Origin of the sequence: Dactylosporangium sp. NPDC051485, from assembly GCF_040682015.1 — a bacterium.
In the GTDB taxonomy this organism is placed as follows: Bacteria; Actinomycetota; Actinomycetes; order Mycobacteriales; family Micromonosporaceae; genus Dactylosporangium.
Map to the genome: position 1 here is coordinate 1 of NZ_JBFAZW010000090.1, position 26,778 is coordinate 26,778.

Annotated in this window: 27 protein-coding genes; 12 read left to right on the forward strand and 15 right to left on the reverse strand. The window is 72.2% G+C overall.

Annotated features, from left to right (window positions below; genetic code table 11):
- Positions 1 to 130: 130 nt before the first annotated feature.
- A complete protein-coding gene (locus tag AB0M46_RS37650; protein ID WP_363344220.1) occupies positions 131 to 415 on the reverse strand; it encodes a YggT family protein in 285 nt (94 codons plus the stop codon).
- 166 nt (positions 416 to 581) lie between these two features.
- Between AB0M46_RS37650 and katG the strand changes: the two genes are divergently transcribed.
- Positions 582 to 2,828 (forward strand): catalase/peroxidase HPI, encoded by a 2,247-nt coding sequence (gene katG, locus AB0M46_RS37655; RefSeq protein WP_363344222.1) that lies wholly within the window; start codon positions 582 to 584, stop codon positions 2,826 to 2,828.
- Positions 2,829 to 3,074: 246 nt separating this feature from the next.
- Positions 3,075 to 3,809, forward strand: a complete 735-nt coding sequence (locus AB0M46_RS37660) for a mechanosensitive ion channel domain-containing protein (protein WP_363344224.1) — start codon at positions 3,075 to 3,077, stop codon at positions 3,807 to 3,809.
- A gap of 161 nt (positions 3,810 to 3,970) precedes the next feature.
- Here the strand turns inward: AB0M46_RS37660 and AB0M46_RS37665 are convergent, their stop codons facing one another.
- The 4 genes from AB0M46_RS37665 to AB0M46_RS37680 all read right to left on the reverse strand — a co-directional run bounded on the left by AB0M46_RS37665 (position 3,971) and on the right by AB0M46_RS37680 (position 7,794).
- Positions 3,971 to 5,440 (reverse strand): multicopper oxidase domain-containing protein, encoded by a 1,470-nt coding sequence (locus tag AB0M46_RS37665; protein WP_363344226.1) that lies wholly within the window; start codon positions 5,438 to 5,440, stop codon positions 3,971 to 3,973.
- Complete coding sequence (locus AB0M46_RS37670; RefSeq protein ID WP_363344228.1) at positions 5,437 to 5,925, reverse strand: hypothetical protein; 489 nt, start codon at positions 5,923 to 5,925, stop codon at positions 5,437 to 5,439. The genes AB0M46_RS37665 and AB0M46_RS37670 overlap by 4 nt, the downstream gene beginning before the upstream one ends.
- A gap of 201 nt (positions 5,926 to 6,126) precedes the next feature.
- Positions 6,127 to 6,990, reverse strand: a complete 864-nt coding sequence (locus AB0M46_RS37675) for an SDR family oxidoreductase (protein ID WP_363344230.1) — start codon at positions 6,988 to 6,990, stop codon at positions 6,127 to 6,129.
- A gap of 435 nt (positions 6,991 to 7,425) precedes the next feature.
- On the reverse strand, positions 7,426 to 7,794 hold the full coding sequence (locus tag AB0M46_RS37680) for an antibiotic biosynthesis monooxygenase family protein (protein WP_363344231.1): 369 nt from the start codon (positions 7,792 to 7,794) through the stop codon (positions 7,426 to 7,428).
- 103 nt (positions 7,795 to 7,897) lie between these two features.
- On the opposite strand from AB0M46_RS37680, the gene AB0M46_RS37685 reads away from it, so the two are divergent.
- Positions 7,898 to 8,368, forward strand: coding sequence for a MarR family winged helix-turn-helix transcriptional regulator (locus AB0M46_RS37685; protein WP_363344233.1), 471 nt, complete (start codon positions 7,898 to 7,900; stop codon positions 8,366 to 8,368).
- 422 nt (positions 8,369 to 8,790) lie between these two features.
- Here AB0M46_RS37685 and AB0M46_RS37690 read toward each other — a convergent pair whose 3' ends face one another.
- From AB0M46_RS37690 to AB0M46_RS37705, 4 genes are all read right to left on the reverse strand, one after another.
- Complete coding sequence (locus tag AB0M46_RS37690; RefSeq protein WP_363344235.1) at positions 8,791 to 9,258, reverse strand: NUDIX domain-containing protein; 468 nt, start codon at positions 9,256 to 9,258, stop codon at positions 8,791 to 8,793.
- 69 nt (positions 9,259 to 9,327) lie between these two features.
- Positions 9,328 to 11,952 carry a glycosyl hydrolase gene (locus AB0M46_RS37695; protein ID WP_363344237.1) on the reverse strand — a complete coding sequence of 875 codons (2,625 nt, stop codon included), beginning with the start codon at positions 11,950 to 11,952 and terminating at the stop codon, positions 9,328 to 9,330.
- A 270-nt stretch (positions 11,953 to 12,222) separates the two neighbouring features.
- Positions 12,223 to 12,858 carry a hypothetical protein gene (locus AB0M46_RS37700; RefSeq protein WP_363344239.1) on the reverse strand — a complete coding sequence of 212 codons (636 nt, stop codon included), beginning with the start codon at positions 12,856 to 12,858 and terminating at the stop codon, positions 12,223 to 12,225.
- A gap of 156 nt (positions 12,859 to 13,014) precedes the next feature.
- Positions 13,015 to 14,154 (reverse strand): Gfo/Idh/MocA family oxidoreductase, encoded by a 1,140-nt coding sequence (locus AB0M46_RS37705; protein ID WP_363344241.1) that lies wholly within the window; start codon positions 14,152 to 14,154, stop codon positions 13,015 to 13,017.
- On the opposite strand from AB0M46_RS37705, the gene AB0M46_RS37710 reads away from it, so the two are divergent.
- Complete coding sequence (locus AB0M46_RS37710; protein WP_363344243.1) at positions 14,129 to 14,554, forward strand: HIT family protein; 426 nt, start codon at positions 14,129 to 14,131, stop codon at positions 14,552 to 14,554. The two genes, AB0M46_RS37705 and AB0M46_RS37710, sit on opposite strands and share 26 nt — an antisense overlap.
- 22 nt (positions 14,555 to 14,576) lie before the next feature.
- Here AB0M46_RS37710 and AB0M46_RS37715 read toward each other — a convergent pair whose 3' ends face one another.
- Complete coding sequence (locus AB0M46_RS37715) at positions 14,577 to 15,185, reverse strand: DUF2306 domain-containing protein (protein ID WP_363344245.1); 609 nt, start codon at positions 15,183 to 15,185, stop codon at positions 14,577 to 14,579.
- Positions 15,186 to 15,305: 120 nt separating this feature from the next.
- A complete protein-coding gene (locus AB0M46_RS37720; RefSeq protein ID WP_363344247.1) occupies positions 15,306 to 16,619 on the reverse strand; it encodes a condensation domain-containing protein in 1,314 nt (437 codons plus the stop codon).
- An 89-nt stretch (positions 16,620 to 16,708) separates the two neighbouring features.
- Between AB0M46_RS37720 and AB0M46_RS37725 the strand changes: the two genes are divergently transcribed.
- A complete protein-coding gene (locus AB0M46_RS37725; RefSeq protein ID WP_363344249.1) occupies positions 16,709 to 16,849 on the forward strand; it encodes a hypothetical protein in 141 nt (46 codons plus the stop codon).
- Here AB0M46_RS37725 and AB0M46_RS37730 read toward each other — a convergent pair.
- The 4 genes from AB0M46_RS37730 to AB0M46_RS37745 form a co-directional block, all read right to left on the reverse strand.
- Positions 16,831 to 17,340, reverse strand: a complete 510-nt coding sequence (locus tag AB0M46_RS37730; protein WP_363344251.1) for a hypothetical protein — start codon at positions 17,338 to 17,340, stop codon at positions 16,831 to 16,833. The genes AB0M46_RS37725 and AB0M46_RS37730 overlap by 19 nt on opposite strands.
- A gap of 49 nt (positions 17,341 to 17,389) precedes the next feature.
- Positions 17,390 to 18,187, reverse strand: a complete 798-nt coding sequence (locus tag AB0M46_RS37735) for a hypothetical protein (protein ID WP_363344253.1) — start codon at positions 18,185 to 18,187, stop codon at positions 17,390 to 17,392.
- 22 nt (positions 18,188 to 18,209) lie between these two features.
- The gene (locus AB0M46_RS37740) at positions 18,210 to 18,335 is read right to left on the reverse strand and encodes a hypothetical protein (RefSeq protein ID WP_363344255.1); all 126 of its coding nucleotides are present in this window, start codon (positions 18,333 to 18,335) and stop codon (positions 18,210 to 18,212) included.
- A 74-nt stretch (positions 18,336 to 18,409) separates the two neighbouring features.
- A complete protein-coding gene (locus tag AB0M46_RS37745; RefSeq protein WP_363344257.1) occupies positions 18,410 to 19,144 on the reverse strand; it encodes an AAA family ATPase in 735 nt (244 codons plus the stop codon).
- 110 nt (positions 19,145 to 19,254) lie between these two features.
- Here AB0M46_RS37745 and AB0M46_RS37750 point away from each other — a divergent pair, with 110 nt between their 5' ends.
- The 7 genes from AB0M46_RS37750 to AB0M46_RS37780 all read left to right on the forward strand — a co-directional run bounded on the left by AB0M46_RS37750 (position 19,255) and on the right by AB0M46_RS37780 (position 26,745).
- Positions 19,255 to 20,466, forward strand: coding sequence for an ROK family transcriptional regulator (locus AB0M46_RS37750; RefSeq protein WP_363344259.1), 1,212 nt, complete (start codon positions 19,255 to 19,257; stop codon positions 20,464 to 20,466).
- An 82-nt stretch (positions 20,467 to 20,548) separates the two neighbouring features.
- Positions 20,549 to 21,970, forward strand: a complete 1,422-nt coding sequence (locus tag AB0M46_RS37755; RefSeq protein ID WP_363344261.1) for an aldehyde dehydrogenase family protein — start codon at positions 20,549 to 20,551, stop codon at positions 21,968 to 21,970.
- Complete coding sequence (locus tag AB0M46_RS37760) at positions 21,967 to 22,623, forward strand: ThuA domain-containing protein (RefSeq protein ID WP_363344263.1); 657 nt, start codon at positions 21,967 to 21,969, stop codon at positions 22,621 to 22,623. The genes AB0M46_RS37755 and AB0M46_RS37760 overlap by 4 nt, the downstream gene beginning before the upstream one ends.
- Positions 22,620 to 23,516: an aldo/keto reductase gene (locus AB0M46_RS37765; RefSeq protein WP_363344265.1), complete on the forward strand. Its 897-nt coding sequence runs from the start codon at positions 22,620 to 22,622 to the stop codon at positions 23,514 to 23,516. The genes AB0M46_RS37760 and AB0M46_RS37765 overlap by 4 nt, the downstream gene beginning before the upstream one ends.
- A 123-nt stretch (positions 23,517 to 23,639) precedes the next feature.
- On the forward strand, positions 23,640 to 24,950 hold the full coding sequence (locus tag AB0M46_RS37770; RefSeq protein ID WP_363344267.1) for a sugar ABC transporter substrate-binding protein: 1,311 nt from the start codon (positions 23,640 to 23,642) through the stop codon (positions 24,948 to 24,950).
- On the forward strand, positions 24,950 to 25,846 hold the full coding sequence (locus AB0M46_RS37775; protein ID WP_363344269.1) for a sugar ABC transporter permease: 897 nt from the start codon (positions 24,950 to 24,952) through the stop codon (positions 25,844 to 25,846). Before AB0M46_RS37770 ends, AB0M46_RS37775 begins: the two co-directional genes overlap by 1 nt.
- On the forward strand, positions 25,843 to 26,745 hold the full coding sequence (locus AB0M46_RS37780) for a carbohydrate ABC transporter permease (protein ID WP_363344271.1): 903 nt from the start codon (positions 25,843 to 25,845) through the stop codon (positions 26,743 to 26,745). Before AB0M46_RS37775 ends, AB0M46_RS37780 begins: the two co-directional genes overlap by 4 nt.
- The last annotated feature ends 33 nt before the right edge of the window (positions 26,746 to 26,778 follow it).

Sequence of the window (26,778 nt, forward strand, 5' to 3'; positions counted from 1 at the left end):
CCGCGTGGGCCTGGCGGAGGCCGGCCTGGTGGTCCTCCGCGGGTCGGGGGGGGGCGTGGGGGGGGGGGGGGGGGGCGGCGGGGGGGGTGGCGCGGGGGCGCCGTCGGCCGGTGGCGGGGGTTCTTGGGGCTTACAGCGCGCCGATCACCGCGCGGAGCAGGATGATGGCCAGGAAGACCACGATGAACGCCAGGTCCAGGGAGACGCCGCCCATGCGGACGGGGGGCAGGACGCGGCGCACCGGGGCCAGGACCGGCTCGGTGATGGCGCGCACGCCGACGGCCAGGCGGTTGCGCACCGAGCCGGCGGCGGCCGGACCGGCGAGCACGAAGCTCCAGTCCAGCGCGGCGCGGGCCAGCAGCAACACCTGGAACGCCAGCAACGCCAGGCTCACGAGCCAGAGCACAAGTCCCATCTGGTACCTCCATCAAACCGTCGAGACCCTGCGTCAACTGTGCGTCAGGCCGGTGTGGTTTCGCTGAGTGCCGGCTGAGAACCCGCTTGAGTGGGGTGAATCCGGAAAAGTGGATCGCTTCCAGAAAATCGGCATATGGTCGTTATGTGACTTCGGAGGGATTGACATGAGCGACATCAAGGACCAAAATGCGGCCGGCTGTCCGGTCGCGCACGACTCCGTCACCGCACACGGCAGCGAGAGCGAGAACCCGGCCATCGACTCGCCGACGCCGAAGGCCGGGCGGCGGGCGCACACGAACCGGGACTGGTGGCCCAACCAGCTCGACCTGTCGGTGCTGCACGCCCACTCGGACAAGAGCAACCCGCTGGGTGAGGGCTTCGCCTACGCCACGGAGTTCGCGAAGCTCGACGTGGACGCGCTCAAGCGGGACATCGTCGAGGTGCTCACCACGTCGCAGGACTGGTGGCCGGCCGACTTCGGCCACTACGGCGGGCTCATGATCCGGATGAGCTGGCACGCGGCCGGCACGTACCGCATCTCCGACGGCCGCGGCGGGGCCGGCGACGGGGCCCAGCGCTTCGCCCCGCTCAACAGCTGGCCCGACAACGCCAACCTCGACAAGGCGCGCCGGCTGCTGTGGCCGGTGAAGCAGAAATACGGCCAGAAGATCTCGTGGGCCGACCTGCTCGTGCTCGCCGGGAACGTGGCCCTGGAGTCGATGGGGTTCAAGACCTTCGGCTTCGGCTTCGGCCGCGAGGACGTGTGGGAGCCCGAGGAGATCTTCTGGGGCCCGGAGGACGACTGGCTCGGCGACGAGCGGTACGTGAGCGACTCCGAGATGGTGCCGGACGTCGGCGCCACCGAGATGGGGCTCATCTACGTCAACCCCGAGGGGCCGCGCGGCAGCGCCGACCCGCGGGCGGCGGCCCACTTCATCCGGGAGACGTTCGGCCGGATGGCGATGAACGACGAGGAGACCGTCGCCCTCATCGCCGGCGGCCACACCTTCGGCAAGACCCACGGCGCCGGGATCGCCGACGAGCACGTCGGGCCGGAGCCGGAGGGCGCCCCGATCGAGGCGCAGGGCCTGGGCTGGCTGAGCAGCCACGGCACCGGCGCCGGCGCCGACGCGATCACCAGCGGGCTCGAGGTCACGTGGAGCGACCGGCCGACCCAGTGGAGCAACCGGTTCCTCGAGATCCTCTTCGGCTACGAGTGGGAGCTCACCACGAGCCCCGGCGGTGCCAAGCAGTGGGTGGCCAAGGACGCCGAGGCGATCATCCCCGACGCGCACGACCCGTCGAAGCGGCACAGGCCGACGATGCTCACCACCGACCTGTCGCTGCGGCTGGATCCGGTGTACGAGAAGATCTCCCGCCGCTTCCTGGAGCGCCCCGACGAGTTCGCGCTCGCCTTCGCCAAGGCCTGGTACAAGCTGCTGCACCGCGACATGGGACCGGTCAGCCGCTTCCTCGGGCCCTGGGTTCCCGAGTCCCAGCTGTGGCAGGACCCGGTGCCGGCGGTCGAGGGTGACCTCGTGGGCGACGCCGACATCGCCGCCCTCAAGGCCAAGGTGCTCGAGTCCGGCCTCACGACCGCCCAGCTGGTCTCGACCGCCTGGGCCGCGGCCGCGAGCTTCCGCTCCACCGACAAGCGCGGCGGGGCCAACGGGGCCCGGCTGCGCCTGGAGCCCCAGCGCTCCTGGGAGGTCAACCAGTCCGAGCGGCTCGCCCCGGTGCTGAGCACCCTCGAGGGCATCCAGCGCGAGTTCAACGCGGCCGGCGGCGCGAAGATTTCGCTGGCCGACCTGATCGTGCTGGCCGGCTCGGCGGCGGTGGAGCAGGCGGCGCGCGACGCCGGCGCCGACGTGACCGTGCCGTTCCGCCCGGGCCGCACCGACGCCACGCAGCAGCAGACCGACGTCGAGTCCTTCGCGGTCCTCGAGCCGCGGGCCGACGGGTTCCGCAACTGGGTGCGGGCCGGCGAGAAGCTCCCGCCGGAGACGCTGCTCGTCGACCGGGCCTACATGCTCGACCTGACCGCGCCGGAGATGACCGTCCTCGTCGGCGGCCTGCGCGGCCTCGGCGCCAACGTCGGCGCCGCCGGGCACGGCGTGTTCACCGAGCGGCCCGGCCTGCTCACCAACGACTTCTTCGTCAACCTGCTCGCCCCGGGCACCCGGTGGAAGGCGTCGGAGTCCGAGGAGAACGTGTACGAGATCCGGGACGTGACCACGGACGAACTGCAGTGGACGGCCACCGCGGTCGACCTCGTCTTCGGCTCCAACTCCCAGCTGCGGGCCCTCGCCGAGGTCTACGCCAGCCAGGACGCCCGCGACAAGTTCGTCGCCGACTTCGTCGCGGCGTGGACGAAGGTGATGGAGCTGGACCGCTTCGACCTGAAGCACTGACGTGACGCCGATGCGACCTGCAGCGACGCCGACGCGGCCGCGGCTACCCGACCTCCGGGTGGCCGCGGCCGCGTCATAGGCGGGACGCCGAGCAGGCGCTGGATGGCGCCGGTGACCGAGGACGCGCACGGTCGAACCGCAACCCCCAACCGGGCCCGGGTATGGTCACGAACGGTGCCGGATCGGGAGAAGGAGGAAGCGGCTATGGGTTGGCGGGCACGGCGCGTGGGCGACAATCACCACACCGTGACACTGGACGCGTGGCGGGCGATCGACCTGCGGGTGCGGCCCGACTTCCGCAAGACCCTGGTCTTCGGGACGCTCGCCCTGGGCGCCCTGGTCGCCGGCCATGACGTCGGCGGGGTGCACGCCCAGTCGCTGCGCGTGCGGCTGGTCGCCTACGGCTGCGCGCTGCTGACCGTGGTGTTCGGGCTGGCGGCCACCCGCAGCGCGGCCCGCGAGGTGCGCCGGATCGTGGTGGCCCGGGCCGGTGACGCGGCCGGCACGCCGCTGCGGCTCATGGTGCTGCTGGCCGGGTACCTGATCACCGCCCTGGCCGTCTGCGACCTGCTCGGCGTCCAGCTGCGCCAGGTGCTCGTCGGCGGGGCCATCACCGGCATCGTGGTCGGCCTGGCGGCGCAGCCGGTGCTCGGCAACCTGTTCGCCGGTCTGGTACTGCTCTTCGCCCGCCCCTACGTACCGGGCCAGCAGGTGCGGGTCATGTCCGGTGCCATCAACGGCCCGCACGTCGGCATCGTCGTGTCGGCGGGCCTGCTGTACACCATGCTGGAGACCGCCGACGGGCCGCTCAACATCCCGAACTCCGCCCTGCTGGCCGCGGCGGTCGGCCCGGCGCCCAAGGATGCCGCCGAGCCCGCCGCGGCATCCGACCCGGGCGTCGCCCCGGCCGACCCGGGCGCCGAGCTCGCCACCGTGATCGCCGGCGCCGAGTCGGGCGAGCAGCGCAAGAACGTCGGCTAGCGGCAATACCGCTGACCTAAGTGGTGTTGTTGGGGTTCTTTCGTTTGGCGGGGCTGGGTTTGGTGGCTTCCACGATGGTGATCGTGTGGTCGGGAGGTGCGAGGTTGGACGCCGCCGTTCGCCTACGATGCCGACGTGGGTGAGTTCGTGGGCGGAGACGTCTAGGTGGTGCGGAACGCGGCCATCATGGCCATGTCCTCGTGCTCGAGGTTGTGGCAGTGGAGCAGGTACCGGCCCGGGTAGTCGGTGAACCGTACGGCCACGTCCACCGATTCGCTGGGCGCGAGGTCCACAGTGTCCTTCCAGCCCTTGTCGAGCGGGCCGGGGCCCTTACCGCGCCGGGAGAGCACCTGGAACGGGTCGAGGTGCACGTGGACGGGGTGGTGCAGGTCCGACTGGAACCGCCACACCTCGATCTCGCCGAGCCGTACGTCGGCGTCGATGCGGTCGGGGTCGAAGGGGCGTCCGTCGAGCAGCCAGCCCGGGTGTTCGCCGGTGGGCGCCCGGCGGAAGGTCCAAGTGCGGGTGCGCACCGCCCGGTCCGCCCGCAGCGGCTCGATCAGACTCAGGTGCCGCGGGATTCGACTGTCGTCGCTGCCGCGACCGGTGACCCGGAACCGCATCACGTCGGCGGCACCCCCGCTTCCGAGGCCGTTGCGCAGTGTGATCTCCGTGCCCGGTGGGAAGGCAGCGAAGTCGACGACGACCTCGCACCGCTCGCCGGGGGCGAGGAGCACAGTGGAGTGCTCGATCGGCTGTTCCAGCAGGCCGCCGTCCGATGCGATCTGTACCAGCGGCGTCCGCGCCGGGTCCAGGCCGAGGCGGTACCGGCGCGCGTTGGACGCGTTGAGCAGCCGCAGCCGGTAGCGGGCGGCCGCGACCTCCAGCACCGGCCAGGGCGCGCCGTTGACCAGGACGACGTCGCCGAGAGCCCCCTCCGTGTGCGCGTCGTCGACGCCCGCCCCGTGGTGGTTCGCGGGGTACCGGAACGAGCCGTCCTCGTCGAAGGAACGGTCGCTGATCATCAGCGGGACGTCCCGCTCGCCCGAGGGCAGGCCGAGCGCGTCCTGCTCGTCGTCGGTGACCAGGTGGAACCCCGCGAGCCCCCGGTACACCTGCGGACCGGTGAAGTCCATCCGATGGTCGTGGTACCAGAGCGTCGCGGCCCGCTGTCGCATCGGATAGCTGTAGTCGCGTCGGCCGCCGGGCTGGATGAGGTCGGTCGGGTAGCCGTCGCTGTCCGCGGGCGTGTGCCCGCCGTGCAGGTGCACGGCGACCGGCACTCGCAGGTCGTTGCGGTGGGTGACCACGGCCCGGCGTCCGCTGCGGGTGACCAGCGTGGGGCCGGGGAACGTTCCGTCGTAGCCGAGGACGCGGGTGCGCACGCCCGGCAGGATGTCCAGGTCCGCCTCGCGCTGGACGATCTCGTAGAAGTCGGTGGTCGCGTCGGTGCGTACCGGCCGGGCGACCGCCGGGATCGGCAGCGGCACCTGGAACGGCCGGGGCAGCGGGACCCGGCTGTGCACCAGTTCACCGGTCTGCCCGCGCGGGACCGGCAGGGTCAGACCGCCGAGGCTGGCCGCGCCGAGCGCCGACAGTCCAAGCGCGCCGAGGACCTGTCGCCGCTTCACCGCGCACCGTCCGCGGGCGACGGGCGGGACCGGCGGGAGCGGCGCGGCCGGGCGGACGCGGCGCCGGCGCTGAACAACCAGATGGTGATCAGGATCTGGCCGACGGTGAGTGAGACCCCGAGCGGCAGGTGCACCACGAGCAGGCGTTCGTACCCCATGCCCACCTGGACCTCGACGGCCAACGCGACCGCGAGGCTGGCCCAGATCGGCCACACCCGCCCGCGCCCGCCCCAGAAGTAGACCACCGCGCAGATGAGCTGGGCCAGGTCCAGGCCAGTGATGACGAATGCGTTGATGTCGTGCAGGGCGAGCGAGTCGACGTCGCCCATGAGAAACCCGCCGGCGAACACCGGTTGGCCGAGGAACGCGAGCGAGTGCAGGACCGCGACGACCCGCAGCACCTGCAGCGAGGCGCGGGGACCGCGATCCGCCGGTGGCGGGGACGCGGCGGGTTCCCCGATGATGGCGTCGGCTTGCGTACTCATGCGGCCGCTCCTTGCGTTTGTGCTGGTCTTCGTGTCTTCGTGCCGCCTGACCACCAGGCTGTCCACAGCGCCCACCACGACACCACGACACGACGCCTCGTCGGGCTGGGGCGAAGCCCCGTCAGCCGTAAGCGGTGCGGTCTTGGTAGCGTTCTGAGCAGGCACAGGGCCGCCGCGCGGCGGCCTCGGGTGCGGGCTCGGTCAGTGCCGCAGGGCCGCGATGACGGCCTCACGCAGGGTGGTGGTGGGGCGGCCGAGCAACGCGGCGAGGTCGCTGGTCACGGTCTGCAGCGCCCCCTGGGAAACCTTCACGTCGGCGTCGACGAGCAGCTCGACCAGGAAGCCGGGTAGCCCGGCGCCGGTGAGAACATGCGCGTACCGCTCGGCGGGCAGGTCGGTGTAGGTGACCGGCTTGCCGGAGACCGCGGCGGCCTCGGCGGCCAGGTCCGGCAGCGACCAGGCGACCTCGCCGGTGAGTACATAGACCTTGCCGGACTGCGGCTGCTGACCGGCCAGCACGATGGCGGCGGCTTCGGCGAGGTCGGCGCGGGTGGCCGAGGCGATGCGCCCCTGTCCGGCGGAGCCGACGATCGCGCCGCGCTCGACCGCGCCGGCCAGCGCGGCGGTGTAGTTCTCGGTATACCAGCCGTTGCGCAGCAGGACCGTCGGCAGGCCGGAGGCGGCGAGCGCCTGCTCGGTGTCGCGGTGCACCCGCGCGACGTTGATCGGGTTGGTGTCGGCGTCGGCGATCGAGGTGTAGGCGACCAGACCCACGCCGGCCGCCTTCGCCGCGTCGACAACCGCGCGGTGCTGGATGATGCGCAGATCGTCCGGCCCGGTGGTCGAGACGAACAGCAGCTTGTCGGCGCCCGTGAACGCGGCGGCGAGGGTGTCGGGGCGGTCGTAGTCCGCCTGCCGGACCTGCACACCGCGGCCGGCGAGGTCGGCTGCCTTCTCCGGGCTGCGTACCGCCACCGCGATCCGCTCGGCGGGCACACCCATCTTGATCAGGTTCTCCACCGAGTGGCGGCCGAACTGCCCGGTGGCTCCGGTAACAACGATCATCGCCTTACTCCCTGTCACGTCGAGGGGTTGCCGGGCAAGTCTCCCGGCTTCGATATCGCGCCGCCGGACGGAGCGGTCCTGCTTCGTTCGCACAGAACACGAACGTCGCGGCAGCTGGGAAGTCCGCTGCGTGCTGCGGGTATTCGGCGCTGGTGGCCCGCTGCTGCGGCGTCGGCCTGCTCGGCAGTCAAGCCATCGCGAGCGCCGTCCTTGAGGCTGAACTCTGCGAACAGGTGTTGACACATGATCATGTGCTCGAGTTGCAATGCATCCGAGAGGAGCTGCCACAGGCGCACCCACCCCACAGCACCCTTTTGATTCCCGCCTTCTTAATCGCGGCGATGATGGATGCTGCTCCTCGAACCTGGACGTCATAAAGGTTCGGGTTCTTCCATCCAGCATTGAAGGCGCACAATCGGATACAAGTCTCCAGCGCTAGGCAATACAGATGCCTGGCACCGCGACCTTCTGAAAGAGGTGCGGAGTGGCGACCACGGAGGACGGATACGCGGCGAGGCCGGCTTTGAACTCTGGATGCGTGAAGGCGGTGCGGTACTGGGCCGTCGACTCCCAAACTGAGTAGTTCACATAGGTCGAACTGTCCCCGATGGCGCGGTGAAGCTGAGTCGAGATGAACCCCGGTTGCCGCTTCATGAAGGCCGCGTCGTTCTGCCATGCCTCGAGGAAACGTGGCTCATCGGCTTTGTCCAGCGTGACCAGGTTCACGAGTACGACGGGCGTGGCATCCACCGCGAGCTGTCGGTCGATCGGAAACGCGGGGTCGAGGGGGCGAAGTACCGGCATGACAGGCGCTCCTTTCAGGCCACGTTGGTTGTATGATGTCAACGTGGTGCTATGGAGCGTAGGAGTTTGACATGGTGATGTCAATACAACAGCATGGTGACAGATGACGACCAATCGCACGCGGGCCGCCGACGCCTTGACCGACCTCGTCATCGACGTACTGAGGCTGAACGGCCTCCTCGTGACGGCAGGCGACCGGATGGTGGCGCAGCTCGGGCTGACGAGTACCCGCTGGCAGGTCCTCCGAGCCATCATCGACGCCGAACACGCCCAGCCCGTTGCGTGGCTCGCCCGCGACATGGGCGGAAATCGCCAGAATGTGCAGCGAATCGTGAACGACTTGCAGAAGATGGGGTTCGTGACACTCGAGGAGAACCCGCATCACCGCCGCGCGTCACTCGTCGTGCTGACCGATAAGGGGCGCCGGACGTACGACGAGGCCAGCCGGCTGCAAGTGCCGTGGGCGAACGGCCTTTCCGAGGACCTGGCGATCAAGGACATCGACACGACTCGCCGCGTCGTCGCGGAGCTGCGGAAGAAGCTCGAGCTGAATGGCGAACGGGCTTCGACATGACCTGATCATGGGAGCCGTAAGCCGAAAAACACTCGTGAAGGGTCGGTCCGCATGACGCCGGGACCGACCCTGCGGCTAGCGGCTCAGCGCGGCCTTGTCGCCGAGGTACGCGAGCTTCTCGGGATTGCGCACCGCGTAAGGCCTGTTTCATAACTGGGGTGGGAGCGAGGCGGAGTCCAGATTTCGTCTGGTGGTGGCCCGCGGGAGCCAGGCTACCGGTGTTGTAACCGGGCTTCCGCGGGACGCCGCCAGACGGAATCTGGGCCCGCCGCAGCCCCGCCTCAGTTATGAAACAGGCCTTAGACGCCGGCGATGCGGCCGTCCTCCACGTGCAGCGCGAGGACCGTGTCGATCCGGCCGCCGATGCGCGATCGTGGTCGAGCTGGCCACCTTCCCGGGCGACGGCCCGACCGGTGGCTTCTTCAGTGACGAGGGCCCGATTCCCTGGTAACGGAGTTGCTGAGCTCCTCCACCTGCCGCCGCACGCCGGGCAGGAAGGGGGAGCTCAGCAGCTGTACCCAGGGAAGGAACAGCGGCTCGGGAAGGCTCTGGAACCCGAACCACCCCTGGTCCACGAACTTGCCGGGTTCCAGGATCTCCGGCTCCCCGTCCGGGCACTCGCCGACCATCCACACGGTCACGTAGTGGCGCCCCTCGGCGGCGAACACGTCGTTGGTGACCGCGGCGACGCGCAGGCCGCCGACCTCCAGCCCGGTCTCCTCGGCGACCTCCCGGGCCGCCGCCTCCTCGAACGACTCGCCGTACTCGAGGTGCCCGCCCGGCACCGACCACGTCCCGGCGCCGTGGGCGCCGCGCCGCCGCCCCATGAGGAACTCCCCGCCCCGCACCACGAACACCCCGACACCGACCCGCGGCTGCGCCTGATCCATACCACCAAGTGTCCCTGAGCGGGAACGAGGCGGGGGCGCGGAAGACACTTCCGCGCCCCCGGTAGCGGGTCAGCCGAGGAGCAGGAGCTGCCACAGGTCGTAGGAGCGGATGCCGCGGCCGTGGGTGGCGGCGTACAGGCGGAGGCCCTGCAGGCCGGTGCGCAGTTGCATCGTGGTGGTCGTGGGCAGGTTGCGGCCGAGGACCTTCCAGCCGGTCTGGCCCGGCGCCCGGTACAGCACGCCCAGGTCGGTGCCGACGATCAGGCCGCCGCCCCAGCTGACCTTGACGGCGTTGGCCGGGATGTCGGGCAGGTTCGAGGAGATGTCCGTCCAGTGCGCGCCCGCGTCGCGGGATTCGAAGACGTGGCCGACGCCGGCGCCCGGGCCCTCCGTCCACTTGCGGGAGTAGCCGTTCATGGCCACGAAGACGTGGTTCGGGTCGGCCGGGTCGGCGTCGAAGCCGGAGACGTACCGGTTGGGGATGACGCCGTCGACCGGCAGGCTCAGCTGGTGCCAGCCGGTGCCGTCGGCCCTGCCGACCGCGATGCCGCGGGTGAAGCCCTGGTTGTTGCAGGGGCCGCACCAGCCGACGTAGACCAGGCCGCCGGAGATCGCGACGCCGGTGGAGACGTGGCCCTTGCCGAGGTCGAACACGTTGACCCAGTCGGCGCCGGACTGGATGTCGAAGCCGTTGTGCTGGACCCACACGTGGGTGCCGCCGGCCACCCAGTCCTTGCCGTCGGCGGCGATCGGCGCGATGAACCGGGCGCCGGCCGAGCCGAGGGCGTTGTCGGGCGGGGCGATGCCGCGGCTGGAGACCTTGCTCGGGTCGCTCATCCAGGAGCCGTCGTTGACGGCGCAGTTGTTGGTGACGGACAGGGCGAGGTACACGTATTCGGCGGCGATGTTGCAGCCGTTGGCCGGGTCGACGATGGTGTCGCCGCCGTCGCCGCCGAAGTTGGAGCCCATCACCCGGTCGCCGGGGCGCAGGATCGACTGGCCGTTGTCCTGCAGGCCGCCGCTGACGGCCAGGCCCGCGGTGCGGCCCTGCCGGTCGGCGCCGACGCCCACCGAGTAGTACTGCAGCACGTCCATGCTGCCGTCGTTGAGCGACGCCCAGTCGGTGGCGTGGCCGGACGCGTCGGCCTTGCCGTTGACCGGCCGCCGGTAGATGCCGCCGTCGTCGCCGACGAGCAGGTACGGCTGGCCGCCGTTGCTGCCGATGGCGGCGGCGTGCTGGTCGGCGTGGACGGTCTGGTGGCAGTCGCCGGTCTGCTTCGACGGGTCGATGCTCCAGCACGGGAAGTTGAAGTTCCAGTACGGGCCCGGCGTCGTCCACGTGGCTCCGGCGTCCTTGGTCTCGAAGACCTCCTCGAGCCCGACGTACAGGTGCCGCGGGTCCTTCGGGTCGACCTGGAGGAACTGGTTGTACCAGGCCTGGACGCCGGGCATGTAGCCGGGCGCGGTGTTCGCCGAGCCGGACGCGGCCAGCTTGTGGTAGTCGGCGGCCAGCCGCCACGGGCCGAACGGCGAGCCGCTGTCGGAGACGAAGACGCCGTACAGGTTGCTGTCGCCGTTCGTCGCCAGCATCTCGGGGGACTGCTCGATGGCGTAGTACTTCGAGCCGTCAGCGGAGCGGCCGAAGGTGACCGCGCCGACGTTGTCGGGGTCGCTGGCGATGTCGCCGGCGAGCGTGACCTTCTGCCAGGCGCCGCCGACCTTGGTGTAGAAGCCGTTGTAGTCGTCGCCGCTGCGCCAGCCGGCGGCGAGCACGACCTTCGAGGGGTCGCGCGGGTCGATGGCGACGTCGTTGGTGATGTTCTTGTACGGGGCGTCCTCGTCGCCGGCGTCCGTGCCGCCCGGCAGGAACGCCGGGTTGGGCGCGAACTCCAGGTGCCACGGCCCCGCGAGGCTGGTGGTGGAGTGCGTCCACACGCCGCGGCTGGTGGCCGCCCACACCGTGTCGCCGCCGAAGCGCAGCGCCCGGATCGTGGTGTTCTCCAGCTCCGTGCCGCCGACCCGGTCCGACGGGGAGAACTCGCCGTGGCGGGGGTCGGCGAGCACGTACACGCCGGTGCCGACGAAGCTGGTCGAGCTGGTGTTGGCCTCGCCGGTGGCGAACCACAACCGGCCGCGCCCGTCCAGGCGCAGGTCGCCGGTGGCCGGCGCGGGCAGCCTGTCGGAGATCGGCTGCCAGCGGCCGCCGCCGGTGGTGGAGCGCCACACGCCGCCGTTGGCCGAACCGGCGTACACGTCGCCGCGGTCGTCGGCGGCCATGCCCACGACCCGGCCGGTGACGTTGCCCGCGCCGCCCGACGAGTTGGAGTTGATGTCGCGGTACCGCGGGTCGTCCGAGTTGTAGGGCAGGCCCGTCTCGTCGAGCCAGCGACCGCCGGTGCGCGGCAGCGACTGCAGCTGCGCCCACGCGGCCGAGTAGGCGCCGGGCGCGACGATGCCGGGCGCGCTGCGGGCCTCGTTCCACTGGTCCGCCTGCTCCATGATGTCGCTGGTGCCCTCTTCGTCGCCGTCGCCCGGCGCGAAGCCGTGCACGACGCCGTGGCGATGCGCGGTGGCCGCCCGGTCCCCGGCGTGCACGGGCCGGGGCGATCCCGGCGGCGCCGCGCCGGCGGGCAGCCCGCCGAGGATCAGGACCGTCGCCGACAATCCGGCGACGAGGGGGACACGTCGGTGCATGCTGGGCCGCAATGCCCGCTCCCTCCGTGACGAGCGCCGGCCGCGGGAGGACGGCGCGTTCACGACTGATCGTTCATGCGGCGCGGGCCCACGCAATGCAAACTGATCAATACCGAAATGGCCGAGGGTGCAGGAGAGGGTAGAGGGATGTCGATTTCCTACACCGTGACGTGCAGGTGATTGGTTGGCCGGATGCGGCGCGTGGGCGTCACGGTGCCAGGGGTCCGGCGGCGGCGGTTGCCGGCCTTGCCCGCCCCCGCACCGTAGTGGTCAGGCCGGGCCGAGCGCGAGGTCGGGCTGGCCCAGTTCGAAGGGGTACCGGGCATGCACGGCTTCCCACCACGGCTCGAACGGGGTGAAGATCGTGCCGAGTTCCTCGTGTGCGACCTCGGCGTAGCGGCCGGCGCGCTCGACCGGTTCGAGCGGGACGCCGTACAGGGCGGCGACCGCGGACCAGGACGCCGGGCCGTTGACGGTCCCGTCGGGGGCCACGTCGAGCCCGTCGGGCACCGCGACGTCCGTCAGGGTCGGTTCGAACTCGTCGTCGGGTTCGCCGTCCGGGTACACGTAGACGTGCTGCAGCCGGCGCAGGCCTTCGCCGGAGCCGGCCAGGATGATGTGTTCGGCGCCGTACTCGTCGTGGTCGAGGGCCAGGATCGCGCGGCGGAGGCCGGGCACCCGCGCGGCCGCGATGGCGAGCGCCTCCGCAAGCCAGGTGTTGCCGCTGTCGGCGAGCAGCGACACGCGGGCGCCTTCGTCGGTGGAGCGGATCCAGGCCGCGGCGGGTTGCGTCGCGTGCTGCGCCAGCGGCTGCTGGCGGGATGCCTCGGCGATCGCCTCGAGCAGCTGCCGCGGGTCGGCGCCGGGCTCGAGATCGGCCGCGGCGCAAGCCATGAAGGTCGACACGGCTCAGACTATCCCGAGACGCCCTTGCCCCGGGTTGTACGTACTGAGAGTGATCTTCGCTACGGAAGCCAGGAGTGACTTGCGGCATTGCCGTCCGGCGGGCGCCCGTGGCCGGCGCGCCCGCCGTGCAGCTCGTGTCCAAGCCCTGCGAACGGCCTACACGGGCAGGCGGACGACCTCGCCGCGCTCGGCGGACTCGCGGGCGGCCTCCAGCACGCGCAGGGCGGCGATCGGGCCGGCGGGGTCCACCGGGGCGGGGCCGCCGTCGCGCAGGGCCGCGGCCAGGCCGGCGTAGAAGTCCTGGTACGCGCCCGGCTCGGTCGGCACGGTGCGCTGGGCGCCGTCGTAGTCGGTGAGCACGCCGTACTGCGCCGGGTCCTCCTCGCCCCAGCCGGGCTCCGTCGGTAGGCGGCCGGCGCGCAGGGCGTCCTCCTGGACGTCCAGCCCGTACTTCACGTAGGCGCCCCGGTCGCCCAGGACCCGCAGCCGGGGGCCGGGGGCGGCGGCCAGCGCGCTCATCCACAGGTGCGAGCGGGCCTCGCCCTCGTGGCGCAGGGCCACGAAGACGTCGTCGTCGACGGTCAGGCCGGCGCGGCGGGTGAGGACCTCGGCGTACACCTCGGTGGCCGGACCGAGCAGTTGGAGGGCCTGATCCACCAGGTGGCTGCCCAGGTCGTACAGCAGGCCGCCCACCTCCGCGGGGTCCCCGCTCTCGCGCCAGCCGCCCTTGGGGACCGGGCGCCAGCGTTCGTAGCGCGACTCGAAGCGCAGCACGCGGCCGAGGTCGCCGTCCTCGACCAGCTTACGGGCGGTGAGGAAGTCGCCGTCCCAGCGCCGGTTCTGGTACACGGTCAGCAGCAGGCCCCGCTCGGCGGCCAGGGCGGCCAGCGCGGCGCCCTCCGCGGCCGTGCGGGTCAGCGGCTTGTCGACGACGACGGGCAGGCCGGCCTCCAGCGCGGCGCGGGTCAGCGGCACGTGGGTGCGGTTCGGCGAGGCGATGACGACCGCGTCGAGCTCGCCGGGGGCGGCCCACAGCTGCTCGGCCCGCTCGACGAGCCGGGCGTCCGGGTAGGCCTCGGCGGCGCTCGCGCGGCGGCCCGGGTCGGCGGTGACGATCGCGGCCAGCCGCAGGCCCGGCGTCGAACTGATCAGCGGCGCGTGGAACGCGGAGCCGGCGAGGCCGTAGCCCACGAGGCCCACGCGGAGGGTGGTGTCGCTCATGCCTCCAGTCTTCAGCACGATCACCCCGTCGATGCGTAGGGTGGGCCCCATGAGCACCGTCTTCTCGAAGATCATCGCCGGGGAGCTGCCCGGGCGCTTCGTGTGGCAGGACCCGGACGTGGTGGCCTTCCTGAGCATCGCGCCGCTGCGGCCGGGGCACGCACTCGTGGTACCGCGGCAGGAAATCGACCAGTGGACCACGGCCGAGGACGGGCTGTTCGCGCGGTGCACGGCCGTGGCGCAGCACGTCGGGCGGGCCGTCCAGCGGGTCTGGGACGCGCCGAGGGTCGGCCTGGTGGTGGCCGGTTTCGAGGTACCACACGTGCACCTGCACGTCTTCCCGACCTGGGGCATGGACGACTTCGACTTCGGCCGCGCCGACCAGCACCCCGACCCGGCCGCGCTGGACGACGCCGCCGGCCGCATCCGCGCCGCGCTGCGCGAACTCGGCCACGCCGCCGAGGTGCCGGCCTAGCCCAGGCCGGGCGGCACCACCGTTACGCACGACGGCGCCGGATGAGCCTCTCGACCACGATCAGGTTGACGATCCAGCCCAGGGTCTGACCGATCGGGATCATCGCGGGTGCGCGTTCGCCGATCGCTCCCGGGTCGGCGCCACCGAACGGGATCTGGACCAGCAGGAGCAGGGGGACGATGATGCGCGCCGTGACGGCGAGGAACGTCAGCGCGTAGTTGCGCATCATCCACGCCCGGTGGCCGGCGAAGTCGCGCCGGCGGGCCGCCCGGTACGCGAGGCCGCCCGTGACCAGCCACAGGACGGCCGCGGTGGTCAGGCCGATCTGCGTGAGGAGGCGTCCGGACCACACCGCGACCGGGATCGCGGTCAGGGCCGACGGCAGGACCCCGGCGAGGAGATAGACCCGGCCGAGCGTGCGGTGCAGCCGCCGGCGCGCCCGCACCTTCGGCACGAACTGCAGCGGGCCGAGCACGAGCGCCACCGCGGCCGTGAAGACGTGCGCCACCAGCATGGAGTAGTGCAGGCCGCCGCCCACGTCGATGCGGCTGCCGCCGGCATCGAGGCTCAGGTACGGGTACGCGAGCACCAGACCGAAAATGATCGCGACGACGAGGAGCAGTCTCTGCATGGCTCGATCGTCCGCGCTCCGGCCGGGGCCGGCGTCAACCTCACAGAGGCTCCGACGTACGCAAATCTGCGTAGCGTCGCGTGGCGCCGGCCGGACGACGTGTTTGTCGACGACCGCGTCTTACGGGGCGGTGGCCTCGTCGACCGCCGTCTGCTCCATGCCGTACAGCAGGGCCTCCGCGGTCGAAGGGGCGACGAAGTGGGTGTCGATTTCGATGCGCAGGAGCACCTTGCCGGTCGAGCCGAACGCCGTGCCGTCGTCGACGTTGAGGAACAGCCGGGCGTAGATCTCGTCGCGCTTGATCGGCCAGTCCATCGTGGTGTGCGGCAGCGCCGCGCGGATGTCGGCCGGGTCGACGGCCTCGGGGCGGATCGGGCCGCGGCGGTCGTTGTAGAAGCAGTTGAGGTCGAACTCGGGGCCGCGGTCGCGGATCACCTCGGCGGTGACCTCCTCCAGCCGGGCACGGTCGTAGTAGCCGTGCTTGTGTGCGGACATCGCGGCGCGCCGCACGCGGTCCAGCGCCTCGGCGAACGGCACCCCGGCCACGTCCATGCTGCACAGGCTGGTCTGCGACACCGGCCCGACGACCTCGGCCAGGCCGGGGCGGAACCGGTTGCTGGTGATGAGCCGGGTCGCGACCGGGTTCACGCCGCCGACGCGGGCCATCGTCACCGCGTAGACGGTCTGCATGATCACGGCCGGGTCGACCTGGGTGCGCGCGGCGAGCGTGCGCAGCGCGAGCTCGAGGGCGGTGGAGTTGAGCTCGCCGCGCCAGTACCGCGGCGACTGCGGGTCGCCGTCGTTTGCGAACCGGCGCAGCGGGATGGCCCGCATGGTGCTCTCCCAGTGCCGGATCGCGGACGCGCTCTGCCGCTGCCCGGCCGGGGAGCGCTGCCACCGCACCTGCTCCAGGGCCTGCAAGCCGTTGACGGGGGCGGTCTCGTTGCGCTCGCCCTCGGCCAGCATCACCGCCGAGCCGCCGCCGTCCATGACCAGGTGGCTCACGATGGCGACCAGGTGTGTCGGGGTGCCGCCCCGCTCGATGACCGCCATGCGCACCGGCCACTCGGTGGCGAAGTCGAGCTCGGTCTCCTCGTAGCGGCGCTGGACGGCCAGCCCCACCTCGTAGGGGTCGGCGTCGCCGGCGTCGACGACCTCCAGCCCGATCGTGCCGGCGGCGTGCACCACCTGGCGGGGCGTGCCGTCGGGGACGAACGCCAGCCGGGTGCGCATCGACTGGTAGCGGGACATGAGGTACCGCAGCCGCTCGACGGCGTCGTCCAGCGTGTGCCCATCGGGAAGCGGCAGTGTCCCGCCGAGCGGCATCCAGGACTTCTGCTCGACGAGGGCCTGCCAGATCTCTCGCTGCCCCCACGACAGCTCGTCCTCGCCGGAACCCTCTCCCGCGAACTCCACGGGAATCACACGCATCATCGGCCGATGGTAAGGCCCTTTTTTCGGGTCGCGTATTCATGGCTCCCGCTTCCGTCCCATCGGCCGATGACCCCTCCCGCGATCAGCCCATGGACCGTGACCGTGCGCTGCTGAGCGGGGTGCTCGCTGTGACGTCGCGGGCCCGCACGATCGACCCCGCCGGAGTGGGCCGTGCTGCTGGGCCGCCTGGCGGCGCGGGTGCTGCCGGGCGCTACGAGGTGGTGCCGTAGGGGCGGGGCGGGAAGCAGTCGGCGGCGCACTTCAGGTAGCCGGTCCAGCTGTTGCCGCCGCTGCCCGAGTAGAAGAAGACCAGGTAGACCTGGCCGTCGCCGGGGCGCAGCGCGTTCATGGTGACCGAGCCGAGGTGCTCGTCCGCCTTCGTGTGCTCGTCGATGGCCAGCTTCACGTCCGCGTGCGGGCCATCGGTGGCGTTCGAGCCGCGGTTCAGCGTGTACCGCCCGGCGGCGTCGATCGGCGGCGCTGCCGGGTCGGGGCTGGTGGGGTAGTCCTCGAACAGTTCGTGCGGCAGGTTCAGCGCGGTGAAGGTGCCGTCCTCGTTGAAGGTGATGAAGCGCGCGGTGCCGGCGTGCCACGTGCCGGCGATGGTGGCCGTGGTCATGTCGACGGGGTCGCCCGGATCCTGCAGCGCCTCCCCGATGGAGCAGCCGAGCGTGACCGCCAGCAGCGCCAGGAAGGCCACGGAAACCAGGCCCCGTTTCATGGTGCTCGATTGTTCCACGGGCGGCCGGGTGGCGGGGTGCTCCAGGCGCTTACCGCCCGCGCGCCATGTGGTCGAGCAGGTGCTGCACCTCGCGGTGCTCGCCCCCGGCGCGCAGCACGCGTCCGGCGTCCTCGCGCCGCTGCGCGCGCAGCAGCGCCCGGGCGGTGCGCAGGATCGCCTCGACGGACGGCTCGCTCGGTTCGCGCCCGCCGCGGGCCCGCACCGCCCTGTCGTGCGCGGCCAGCGCCTCGTCGAACGACCCGATGCCGGCCAGCAGGGCGGCGTGCAGCTCGTGATCCAGCTCGTCGCCGGAGCGGGCGGCCACCCCGCCCTGCAGCGGCGCGGCGATCGCCGGCTCGCCGTGGTACTCCTGCACGGCCCAGGCCAGCTGCCCCCGCGTGCCCGTCGCCGTGAGGTCGGCCAGGAGAGCCTCGAGGTCGGCGGCGCGACCCGGCCGGCACAGCAGCTGGACAAGATTCAGGCAGTGCGGCAGGCCGCCGCCCGCGACGCCGAGGCGCAGCAGGTGCTCGGCCCGGCGCGGGTCCCGCTCGGCGATGTGGTTGGCCAGCGCTGCGTGGTGGTACTCGCGCCCGTCGTCGGCGGCGATCTCGTACCGCAGCGCCACCGCCGCGGGCAGCCAGTCCGACGAGTCGGCCGCCACGACCAGCGCCCCCCACACCATGCCGGCGCCGGGCACCGCCGCCTCGACCGTGTCGACCCAGCTGCGGGTACCCATCCAGACGCACCAGACGCCCACGATGGGGACCGCCACCACGGCGGCGCGGACCACCCAGACGAGCAGGACCGCCGGCCAGAGCCGCACGCCCCAGAACTGTCGTATCCGCATATGTTGATGATGCCGAGCCGGTTCAACTGGGCATGGCCGAGTAGTGGTTCCCGCCGCTGCCGGCGTCCCAGATGTCGTACGCGGCGACGATGTCGATGGCGCCCGGCAGGGCGAGCCGCGTGAACAGCACCAGCCACAGCAGCAGCACCAGCGCGCTCAGCCATCGACGTCGCTCGGGCGCGCGGTCACGATAGCCCCGTGGCGCACGCGGGCCTCGGCGGGTCAGTCCAGCAGGTGGCGCAGGTACCGGTCGGGCCGGTCGAGAAACGCCCGGAAGTGCTCGACGACGGCGAGGTCGGACCAGGCGGCCGGGCGGATGCCGTGCTCGCCGAGCTCCAGCACGGTCGCGCCGGGCAGGGCGGTCAGCACCGGGGAGTGGGTGGCCACCACGAGCTGGGCGCCGGCGTCGGTGAGCGCCGCCATGCGGGACATGAGGCTGAGGGTGGAGGTGAAGGAGAGGGCGGCCTCGGGCTCGTCGAGCAGGTAGAAGCCGGGGCCGGTGAACCTGCGTTCCAGCAGCGCCAGGAATCCCTCGCCGTGGCTGCGCTCGTGCAGGTCCGTGTCGCGGGAGCCGGGCAGGTCCTCCAGGTATGTGTAGAGGCCGTGGGTGGTCTCCGCGCGCAGGAAGTAGGCGTCGGCGCGCCCTCCCGGGCTGCGCACCAGCCGCAGCGCCGCGCCCAGCGGGGACTCGGTGCGGCGGGTGCGGTGCATCGCGCTGCGCGAGCCGCCCTCCGGATTCAGCCCGTACGCCTCCGCCAGCGCCTCGATCAGCGTGGACTTGCCCGAGCCGTTCTCGCCGACGAGGAACGTCACGCCGGCCGGCAGGTTGAGCCCGGCGTCCAGCACCGCGCGGACGGCGGGAATGCGGGCCCACCACGCGCCCGCCTCCCACTCGGCACCCGGGTCGCGCTCGACCCGCCGCACCGGGCGGGCGAGCTGCCGGTTGCGCCCCTCCACGCCGGGAACACTACCGCCGGCACGGCACCGGCTCCGGTGAATCCCCGGGGGCGGCCCGCGCGGGCTCGCGCCCGCGGGCGGTGATCGGCGGGTCTGGCACAATTGGCGGCGTGCTCCCCGTCATGCGCCACACCACGCGCGACCTGCGCCGGCGCAACCGGGCCGCGCTGCTGTCGCTCATCTACCACCAGGGCACCGCGAGCCGCGTCGAGCTGATGCAGGCCTCCGGGCTGAGCTCGGGGTCGGTCAGCAACGTGGTGGGCGACCTGGTCGCCGACGGGATGATCGCCGAGATCGGCTCCGAGGACTCCGACGGCGGACGCCCGCGCACGCTGCTGCGGGTGCGGCCCGAGTTCGCCAATGTGGTCGGGGTCGACATCGGCGAGACCCACGTGCAGGTCGGGTTGTTCGACTGGACGCTGCAGCGCGTCACCAGCACCACCTTCGCCATCGCCGAGACCAGTCTGGAGCCGGAGTCGGTGGCCTGGATGGTCAGCGCCGGCATCGCGAAGGTCACCGCGGAGGCCGGCGTCGACCCGGCCCGCCTGCTCGGCGTCGGGGTGGGCGTGCCCGGGGCGGTGCAGCCGACCGGCGACGGCACCGCCGTGCACGCGCCGACGCTGCGCTGGTCCGGGGTGCGCCTGGACGAGATGCTGGCCGCGAGCGTCACCGCGCCGCTGCACATCGACAACGTCGCCCGGACCCTGGGCCAGGCCGAGATGTGGCGGGGCGCCGGGCGGGGCGCGAGCCGCAGCGTGGTCGCGCTGCTGGGCGTCGGCATCGGCGCCGCGCTGGCCACCGGGCCCGGCTCGCGCGAGGCGACGAGCAGCACCATCGAGTGGGGCCACACGGTCATCACGGTCGGCGGCGCGCCCTGCCGCTGCGGGTCGCGGGGCTGCCTGGAGGCGTATGTCGGGGCCGAGGCCGTCCTGTCGCGCTACGCGGAGCTGCCCGGCGCCGGGCCCATCGCGGCCGTCGGCACGGAGGGCCGGCTGGCGGAGCTGGCGGCCCGGGCCGCGGGTCCCGGCCCGGCGGCGAGCGTGCTGGACACCACCGCCGAGTACCTCGGCATCGGCATCGCCAACCTGGTGAACCTGCTCAACCCCGACCGGGTGGTGCTCGCCGGCTGGGTGGCCGAGGTCATCGGGCCGCAGATCCTCCCGGCCGTGCGGGCGGCGGCCCGCCGCCATGCCCTGCCCTACCTCTACGGGCAGCTGCAGATCCGGCTCGGCGAGCTGGGCACCGACGCGGTCGCGCTCGGCGCCGCCACGCTCCCGGTCGTCGAGCTGCTGGCGACGGGCGGACCCGCGAACGCCCGCTGACGCCACCGCCGGCGCCATTGACGGCTTTCCCTCGAGCACTTACCTTAAGTCGTAACATAAGTGCCTCCACGGGAGTCCGCACATGACCCCTCCTGCCGGCGACGGCCAGCTCTACATCGATGGAACGTTCCGTGACCCGCTCGGCGGGCGTACCGGCCCGGTGCTGGAGAAGGCCACCGGCGCCCCGATCGGCACCTACGGGCGGGGCGACGCGGCCGACGTCGACCTGGCGGTGCGGGCCGCGCGGGCCGCGCAGCCGGGGTGGGCCGCGCTCGGCGCCCCCGAGCGGGCCGGATTCCTGCGCCGCCTCGGCGCCTACCTGGAGGCCCACCACGAGGACCTCGTCCGGCAGAGCATGCGCGAGACCGGCGGCGTGCGGGCCAAGGCCGAGGACGAGGTGGGCGCGAGCATCCGCCAGCTGCAGATCTCCGCCGTGCAGGCCACGGACAGCGCGGGGGAGCTGCTCCAGCCGTACAAGGCCGGGAAGCTGTCGATGTCGCGCGCCGTCCCGCTCGGGGTGCTCGGCGTGATCACCCCCTGGAACTACCCGATGAACCTCGCCATGCGGGCGGTGGCGCCCGGCCTGGCGTTCGGCAACACGGTCGTGCTCAAGCCGGCCGAGCTGACCCCGATCATCGGCGGCCAGGTGCTCGCCCGGGCCGCGCGGGAGGCGGGCCTGCCGCCGGGCGTGCTCAACGTCGTCACCGGCGACGGGCCCGACGCCGGGCACGCGCTCGCCGAGCACCGCGGCGTCGACCTGCTCGACTTCACCGGCTCCCGCGCGGTGGGCCTGGCCATCGCCGCGTCGGCCGCCACCGACCTGCGCAACGTGCGCCTGGAGCTCGGCGGCTCCAACGCCTTCGTGGTGCTCGACGACGCCGACGTCGAGCTGGCGGCGTCCGCCGCGATGGTGGCCTCCCTGGAGTTCCAGGGCCAGACCTGCATCAGCGCCAGCCGCCACATCGTGCTGCGCGCGGTCGCCGAGCGCTACGTCGACGCCGTGACCCGGCGGGCCGAGGCGCTCACCGTCGGCGACCCGCTGTCCCCGGGCACCGACCTCGGGCCGCTCATCAGCGCGGCGCAGCGCGACCGGCTGCACCGCGAGATCGTCGAGCCGTCGATCGCCATGGGCGCGAAGCTGGTCACCGGCGGCACGTACGATGGCCTCTTCTACCGCCCGACGGTGCTGACCGGGGTCACCCCGGACATGCCCGCGTTCCGGGAGGAGATCTTCGGCCCGGTCCTCCCGATCACCGTGGTGGACTCCGACGAGGAGGCGATCGAGCTGGTCAACGGCTACCCGATGCTGATGGACTCGGTGTTCACCGCCGACCTGATCCGCGGCCTGGGCGTCGCCGAGCGGCTGCAGGCCGGCGAGGTCCACGTCAACGACGCACACGCCCGCCACGGCGCGGAGAACCAGATGCCCGGGTTCACCAAGCGGCAGTGGATCGGGGTCCAGCGCACGCCGCTGACCCTGCCGGCCTGGACGGCCGCGCGATGACCGCTCCCGTGCGCCAGGCGCTCATCGTCCGGGGCGGCTGGGAGGGCCACGCCCCCGTCGAGACCACCGAGCTGTTCCGGCCCGGGCTCGCCGACGCCGGCTTCGAGGTCACCGTCGCCGAGGACCTCGACGTGTACCGCGACGAGGCCCTCCTCGCCAGAACCGACCTCGTCGTGCAGTGCTGGACGGGCGGCACGCTCACCAGGCAGCAGAGCGAGGGCCTGCGCCGGGCGGTCCACGCCGGCACCGGGCTGGCCGGCTGGCACGGCGGGCTGGTCGCCACGTTCGCCGACGACCACGAGTACCTGCGCATGGTCGGCGGGCTGTTCCTGTTCCACCCGGCCGAGTTCGTCGACCACCGGGTCCGCATCGAGGCCGACCATCCGATCGTGGCCGGCATCGGGGACTTCACGGTGCACACCGAGCAGTACTGGATGCTCTCCGACGCCCGCAACGAGGTCCTGGCCACCACCGTCGTCGACCCGGCCGACGGCGGCCAGGGCGAAGGGGTGGTCGGCATGCCCGTGGTCTGGACCCGGCAGTGGGGCCGCGGCCGGATTTTCTTCTCCGCCATCGGCCACCGCATCGAGGACCTGCGCCAGCCCGAGGTGCACACCCTGACCGCCCGCGGGCTGGTCTGGGCGAGCCGATGAACGGCCCCTTCGGCCTCGGCACCGCCCCGCTGGGCATCTTCCCCGACCAGGTGGACGCCCAGCAGGCGCAGCGCTGCCTGGAGCGGGCCGAGGAGCTGGGTATCCGGTACTTCGACACCGCGCCCTTCTACGGCGCCGGCCTGGCCGAGGAGCGCCTGGGCGCCTTCCTTGCCGGCCGCGACGGCCTGATCGTGTCCACGAAGGTCGGCCGCACCGTGGTCGACACGAGCACCACGGTCTTCGACTTCGGCCGGGACGCGATCCTCCGCCAGTTCGACGAGAGCCTCCGGCGGCTGGGCACGGACCGGATCGACATCGTGTACCTGCACGACCCCGACGACCACTGGGCCGCCGCGATCGACGAGGCCTGGCCGGCGCTGGCCGAGCTGCGCTCGAGCGGGGCGGTCGGCGCCGTCGGGGCTGGCATGAACCAGACGGCGATGCTGCACCGGTTCGTGCGCGAGACCGACATGGACGTCATCCTGCTGGCCAACCGCTACACGCTGCTGCAGCAGTACGAGGCCGACGAGCTGTTCGCCGCGTGCGCCGAGCGGGGCGTGCGGGTCGTGCTCGGCGCGGTGCTCAACGGCGGCATCCTGGCCACCGGCGCGGTGCCGGGGGCGCACTTCCTGTACCGGCCGGTGCCGCCGGACGTGGCCGACCGGGTGGCCCGCATCGAGGCGGTGGGCCGCCGGCACGGGGTGCCGCTGGTCGCCGCCGCCCTGCAGTTCGCCGCGGCGCACCCCGCGCCCGCCTCCGTGCTGCTCGGCGCCAAGTCGGCCGGGGAGCTCGAGCGCAACCTCGCCGCGGCCGCGCACCCGATCCCGGCCGCGTTCTGGGCCGAGCTGCGCGGGCTCGGCCTGGTCGGCGCGGACCGTCCGCTGCCGGCCTGATCTGGCACCACCCGACTGACGCTGGCACCACCCGATTGACCGCACCCGTCTTCCGACTTACCTTAAGTCGAAGGAAAAGTCTGGGATCTCCGCTCGCACACACCCCCCGAGTGAGGAACCGCCATGAACATTCCCTTCCGAACGCCGCTGCTGGCCGGCGTGCTCGCCGCCGCGCTCGCCCTGTCGGCCGGCTGCTCCGGCGACAAGGACACCCCCGGCCCCTCCGGCAGCGCCGGCGGGAAGGTCGAGCTGACCTTCTGGGACTGGGACCCCAACATGGACAAAATCGTGGCGCTGTGGAACAACGCCCACCCCGACATCCACGTCACCGTCTCCAACCCGGCCGGCGGCGACCAGCTCGTCGCCAAGATGATCACCGCGCACCAGGCCAAGAACGGCCCCGACATCGCCAAGGTCGAGTACCAGTCGCTGCCCGCGCTCGTCTCCAACGGCGTGGTGCGGGACATCACCGAGTACACCAAGCAGGCTGTGACCAACTTCGACGCAGCGACCCTGAGCGCGACGACGTTCGAGGGCAAGGTGTACGGCATCCCGCAGGACGTCGCGCCGCTGATGCTGTTCTACCGCACCGACATCTTCCAGCAGTACGGGCTGGCGGTGCCGGCGACCTGGGAGCAGTACGCCCAGGAGGCCGCGACGCTGCACCAGAAGGCCCCGAACGTGTCGATGACCAACTTCGACGCCGCCGACCCCGGCTGGTTCACCGGCCTGGTCCAGCAGGCCGGCGCCGACTGGTGGACGGCCAGCGGCACGACGTGGAAGGTCGACATCAACGGCCAGGCGTCGAAGAAGGTCGCCGGCTACTGGGAAGGCCTGGTCAAGAACGGCACGGTGCTGAAGAACCCGTCGTTCTCGCCGCAGTGGAACAAGCAGATGAACGACGGCAGCATCGCCACCTGGATCTCCGGCGCCTGGGCCCCCGCCCAGCTCGGCGGCATCGCGCCCGAGACCAAAGGCAAGTGGGCGGCGGCGCCGCTGCCGGCCTGGACCGCCGGCGACAAGACCACCGGCATCTGGGGCGGCTCGGCGGTGACCGTCACGGCCGACTCCGCCCACCCGGCCCAGGCCGCCCAGTTCGTGTCCTGGCTCAACGCCGACGACACCGCGGTCGCCGCCCAGGTGGAGAACATCAACGTCTATCCGGCCTCGACCTCGGGCCGGTCGCTGCCGATCCTGCAGAAGCCGCCCGCGTTCCTGCCCAACCAGCCGGACTTCTACACGGTCGTCAAGTCCGTCGCCCCGTCGGCGCGCAGCTTCTCGATCTGGGGCCCGAACGTCACCGTCACCTTCCGCGGCTACACCGACGCGTTCGGCGCGGCGCTGCAGAACGGCGGCTCCTTCGGCGCCGCGCTCGACACCATCCAGGAGAGCACCACGGCCGACATGAAGAAGCTCGGCTTCAAGGTCGGATGATGCGCACACCACCGACGCGCCGGCGGCGGCGCAGCGCCCTGCCGTATTTCCTCGTGCTGCCGGCCACGCTGCTGTTCGCGCTGTTCATCGTGGCCCCGGGCGCCTACGCCGTGCTGCTGAGCCTGCAGCGGCGCAAGGTGTCCGGGGGGCTGCTCGGCGCCGGCTCCGAGGTGGTCTGGGCCGGGCTGGACAACTACCGCCAGGTGCTAGCCGACCGCGAGCTGCTCTCCAGCGTCCTGCGGATGCTCGCGGTCGGCGCGGTCACGATCCCGGTCACCATCGGGCTGGCGCTGCTGTTCGCCCTGCTGCTGGACACCGCCCGGGCCCGCTTCACCCGGGCGGCCCGGCTGCTGATCTTCCTGCCGTACGCGGTGCCGGGCGTGATCGCGTCCCTGCTGTGGGGCTTCATGTACCTGCCCGCGACCAGCCCGATCGGCGGCGACCACGTCGACTACTTCGGCCCGACCGGCGTCTACGGATCGGTGGCGAACATCGTGGTCTGGGGCGCGGTCGGCTTCAACACGGTGGTCATCTACACCGCGCTGCGCGCCCTGCCGCCGGAGATCTACGAGGCGGCCCGCCTGGACGGCAGCTCCGAGCTGCAGATCGCGCTGCGCATCAAGGTGCCGCTCGTGCTGCCGGCGATCACCATGTGCACCCTGTTCACCGTGCTCGCCTCGGCGCAGCTGTTCAACGAGCCCAACACCCTCAAGCCGCTGTCCAACGCCATCTCCTCCACCTGGGTGCCACTCATGAAGGTGTACACCGACGCGTTCGTCACCTCCGACATCTACTCGGCGGCGGCCACCTCCGTGGTCCTCGCCGTGGTGGCGCTGCTCGTATCGTTCGCCGCCGCCCGCGTGGTGCAGGCCCGCATCGCCGGGGACGAGCGGTGAGCGCCGCGACCGTGGCACCTGCCCCGCCGCGCACCCGCCCCGGCCCGGCGCCGCAGCGCCCCGGGCGGCGCGGCGTGGCCCTGCTGCCGACCGCCGCGCTGGTCCTCGGCGCCGTGTACTGCATCGTGCCGACGCTGTGGATCCTCATCGCCGCCACCAAGTCCCCGGCGCACCTGTTCTCCACGGCGACGTACCTGCCGAGCCTCGACGACGGGCTGGTGCGCAACATCCGGGAGCTCTCGGCGTACCACGGCGGGATCTTCTGGCGCTGGATGGCCAACAGCTTCCTGTATGCCTGCGTCGGCGGGGTCCTGGCCTCGGCGATCTCCGCCGCGGCCGGGTACGCGCTGGCCAAGTACGAGTTCGCGGGCCGCAAGGCGCTGTTCAACGTCATCCTGGCCGGTGTGCTGCTGCCGCAGATCGTGCTGGCGATCCCGCAGTACCTGTTGCTGTCCCACGTGGGGCTGACCGACAGCTACGCGGGCGTGATCCTGCCGCAGCTGTTCAATCCGTACGGCATCTACCTGTGCCGCATCTACGCCGCCGCCGCGGTCGACGACTCGCTGCTGGAGGCCGGGCGGATCGACGGGGCGGGCGAGCTGCGGCTCTTCCGGTCCGTCGGCCTGCGGCTCATGGTGCCCGGCCTGATCACCGTCTTCCTGCTGCAGTTCATCGTGATCTGGAACAACTTCCTGCTGCCGTTCGTCATGATCGCCGACGACAGCAAGTTCCCGCTCACGGTCGGCCTCTACAGCCTGCTGCGCCACGGCGCCGCCGAGGCCTCCCTCTACTCGCTGGTCATCACCGGCACGCTGCTGTCCGTGCTGCCGGTCATCGCGTTGTTCCTGTCGTTGCAGCGGTACTGGAACATCGACCTCGTCACGGGCGCGGTCCGCTGAGCGGTCTGCAGGCCCGAGGTGAATCTTGGGGTG